Origin of the sequence: uncultured Reyranella sp. (genome assembly GCF_945957355.1) — a bacterium.
GTDB lineage: Bacteria > Pseudomonadota > Alphaproteobacteria > Reyranellales > Reyranellaceae > Reyranella.
On sequence record NZ_CAMFKM010000048.1, the window covers coordinates 1 to 2684 of the forward strand.

At 65.0% G+C, this 2684-nt stretch carries 4 protein-coding genes; 3 read left to right on the forward strand and 1 reads right to left on the reverse strand.

Going from position 1 to position 2684, the window contains the following annotated elements; translation table 11 throughout:
* Positions 1-126: 126 nt before the first annotated feature.
* Positions 127-645: a TetR/AcrR family transcriptional regulator gene (locus Q0Q48_RS28595; protein WP_295145872.1), complete on the reverse strand. Its 519-nt coding sequence runs from the start codon at positions 643-645 to the stop codon at positions 127-129.
* 164 nt (positions 646-809) lie between these two features.
* Here Q0Q48_RS28595 and Q0Q48_RS28600 point away from each other — a divergent pair, with 164 nt between their 5' ends.
* The 3 genes from Q0Q48_RS28600 to Q0Q48_RS28610 all read left to right on the forward strand — a co-directional run bounded on the left by Q0Q48_RS28600 (position 810) and on the right by Q0Q48_RS28610 (position 2537).
* Positions 810-1076 carry a DUF1127 domain-containing protein gene (locus tag Q0Q48_RS28600; protein WP_295145874.1) on the forward strand — a complete coding sequence of 89 codons (267 nt, stop codon included), beginning with the start codon at positions 810-812 and terminating at the stop codon, positions 1074-1076.
* Positions 1077-1098: 22 nt separating this feature from the next.
* Positions 1099-1719, forward strand: coding sequence for a glutathione binding-like protein (locus Q0Q48_RS28605; RefSeq protein WP_295145875.1), 621 nt, complete (start codon positions 1099-1101; stop codon positions 1717-1719).
* 110 nt (positions 1720-1829) lie between these two features.
* On the forward strand, positions 1830-2537 hold the full coding sequence (locus Q0Q48_RS28610) for a DUF4198 domain-containing protein (RefSeq protein WP_295145877.1): 708 nt from the start codon (positions 1830-1832) through the stop codon (positions 2535-2537).
* Positions 2538-2684 lie beyond the last annotated feature (147 nt).

The window sequence follows — 2684 nt, forward strand, 5'->3', positions numbered from 1 at the left end:
AGCTAAGCGGCTGACCCAAGTAGCAATTTGAGATGATTGCAGGCCCCCGCAACCAGTTTTGAAAGCCGTCCTCGAAAGAGGGCGGCTTTTTGCTGTCCGCGGCGCGCCCCGCCCGCCAGCACACCCTCAGCGGCAGATCAACGGAACCATCGAACGCGTGAACGCACGAAGCTCCCACGCTGCAACGCCCAGGCGCGCTCGGATCCCGGTGGCGTACAGGACGGCGCCGGCCATGCTGGCGCGTTCGGCCGGTGAGGGGACGGGCTTCAGGTCGCTGTTGATGAAGCCGCGCTCGAAGGCCTTTTCGAAACTGGCCAGGATCTGGTTGGCCGCGGCGCCGATCTCGGGATGGCTTGGTGATTCGACGGTCGCGGTGCCGACGATGATGCAGCCGGGCGGGTTCGGCGGCCTGGTGTAGAGATCGATCGCGCCCTTGTAGAGACGGCCCAGGCGCCGCTCGATGGGCTCCGGTCCCGACAGCACCGCGTCCATCGCCTCGACACTCTTCTCGCCAATATGGCGCAGCATGCTGATGTAGAGCTGTTCCTTGTCGCCGAAGGCGGCGTAGAGGCTCGGCCGGTTGAGGCCGGCTGCGGCGCAGAGTTCGTCGAGCGAAGCGGCCGCGAATCCCTTGACGAGGAACACGTCGCGCACCCGCTCCAATACCTCGCTGGTAATAAATCCGCGCGGACGCCCGCGTGGACGCGCCTCTTTTTCTGATTTTGTACCGGTTCGCATAATTATCCTTGACGGACGCTGCCTTCTGTATTTCTGTACCAGTTAGTACAGAAATACGGAAGCAGCCCCCCATGAGCCATTTGAGCCATTTACGCCGCGACTTGTTCCCGGTCGACCCTTTCAGCGAGGACCCGACCTTCGAGTCCGTGTCGGTGCCGCGGCTGCCGCTGCACGGTCGACTGCTCGCAAAGCTGCGCCTGTGGCGCGAACGCGCAAGGGCGAGAGACGCGCTCGCCCAGGTCGATGCGCGCAGCCTGCGCGACGCCGGCATCGCCCCCACGCAGGCCGAGTTCGAGGCCAACCAGCCGTTCTGGCGTCGGCCTGGATCGCTTCGCTGACCGTTCAACCAAGGAGGAAATGATGGAACTGTTCGCTTCACCCATGGCCTGCTCGCTGGCCTCGCATATCGCCGTGATCGAGGCCGGCCTGCCGGTGAAGATCCGCTTCGTCGAGAACAAGAAGACCGACGATGGCGGCGACTTCTTCGCCGTGTCGCCCTATGGCTACGTGCCGGCGCTGCGGCTCGACGACGGCCGGATCCTGAACGAGGGCGCCTCGGTGCTGCAATACCTCGCCGACCGCAATCCCGATGCCGGTCTCGCGCCGGCCTGGGGCAGCGAGGAGCGCTACCAGCTGATCGACACGCTGCATTATCTCGGTACCGAAGTGCACAAGCGCGTCTTCTACAACATCTTCTCGACGACGGTGCCGGCCGAGGCGAAGGCGGCCGCGAAGGCCGAAATCGATCCGACGCTCGCCGCGATCGCCAGGCGCCTCGGCGATCGCGAAACCCTGGTCGGCGATGGCTTCACCGTCGCCGACGCCTATCTGCTGACCTTGCTCAACTGGGCCGTGTTTCTGAAGGCCGACCTCGGGAAATGGCCAAACCTGCAAGCTTATCACCGCAGGCATCTGCAGCGGCCGTCCGTCGTCCGCGCGATGGGTGTGGAGATGGAGGAGCGCAAGCGCCGCGCGGCCTGATCAAAGAGGAGACGGGCGGCCTTCGGTCGCCCGTCTCACTTGCCATTATTTAGAGTGCGTCTAGTAATTGATTGCGGTCGTGGTAGATGTCTCTCTCGGAGGACATCACCATGCGCATCGTCATCGCCGCCCTTCTGTGGCTCTCTTTCACCGGCGCCGCCTCGGCGCACGCGCTCTGGCTCGAGCCGGATGCGGCCGGCTACCAGCTTTATTTCGGCGAGTTCGGCGAGAACCTGCGCGAGGGCTCGCCCGGCCTGCTCGACCGGTTCGAGCCCCTTCCGGCCGCCAAGGCGCTCGATGCCTCGGGTGACATCGTGCTCAAAGTCGAGAAGAAGCCAACCTCGTTCCAGTTCATCGGCGCGCCCGAGGGCGCCGGCAGCGTCGTCGCCGAGCAGGCACGGGTCACCGAGCGCAAGCAGAACGACAAGGTCACGCGCACGCTCGGCCGGCTCTCGGCGCGCTACATTGGCGACTTCAGTGAGCGCAAGCCGCTGATCCCGCTCGACATCGTGCCGACCGGCAAGCCCGGGCACTTCAAGGTGTTCTACGACGGCAAGCCGCTGCCCACGGCCAAGGTCGAGGTCGTGACCGATTTCGGCTGGACCAAGGAACTCAAGACCGACGATAACGGCGCCTTCGCGGTCGAGCTGCCGTGGAAGGGCACCTACGCTGTCGAAGTGGCGCTGGTCGACAACACGCCTGGCACACACGGCACCGCACCCTACGACGGAATGCGCTTCGTCACGACGCTCACCTTCAAGGTGCCGGACGGACTCGCGGCGCCCGCCCGTCCGCCGGTGGTGACGCCGAAGCGCTGAGCGATCAGCCGATCTTCTTGTTCAGAACGCCGAAGCGATCCTTCGGCGCTTTCTCGCGGGCGGCGGGACCGTAGGTGCCCATCTCGATGCGATGCGGGATGGTGAGCATGTAGTTCTTGAAGGCGTTCTCCATCGCCTGGCGCCAGC

Excerpts from the sequence above, each read along its gene's own strand:
- Q0Q48_RS28600 (WP_295145874.1), top strand. The coding sequence starts at position 810 with ATGAGCCATTTGAGCCATTTACGCCGCGACTTGTTCCCGGTCGACCCT.
- Q0Q48_RS28605 (WP_295145875.1), top strand. The coding sequence starts at position 1,099 with ATGGAACTGTTCGCTTCACCCATGGCCTGCTCGCTGGCCTCGCATATC.
- Q0Q48_RS28610 (WP_295145877.1), top strand. The coding sequence starts at position 1,830 with ATGCGCATCGTCATCGCCGCCCTTCTGTGGCTCTCTTTCACCGGCGCC.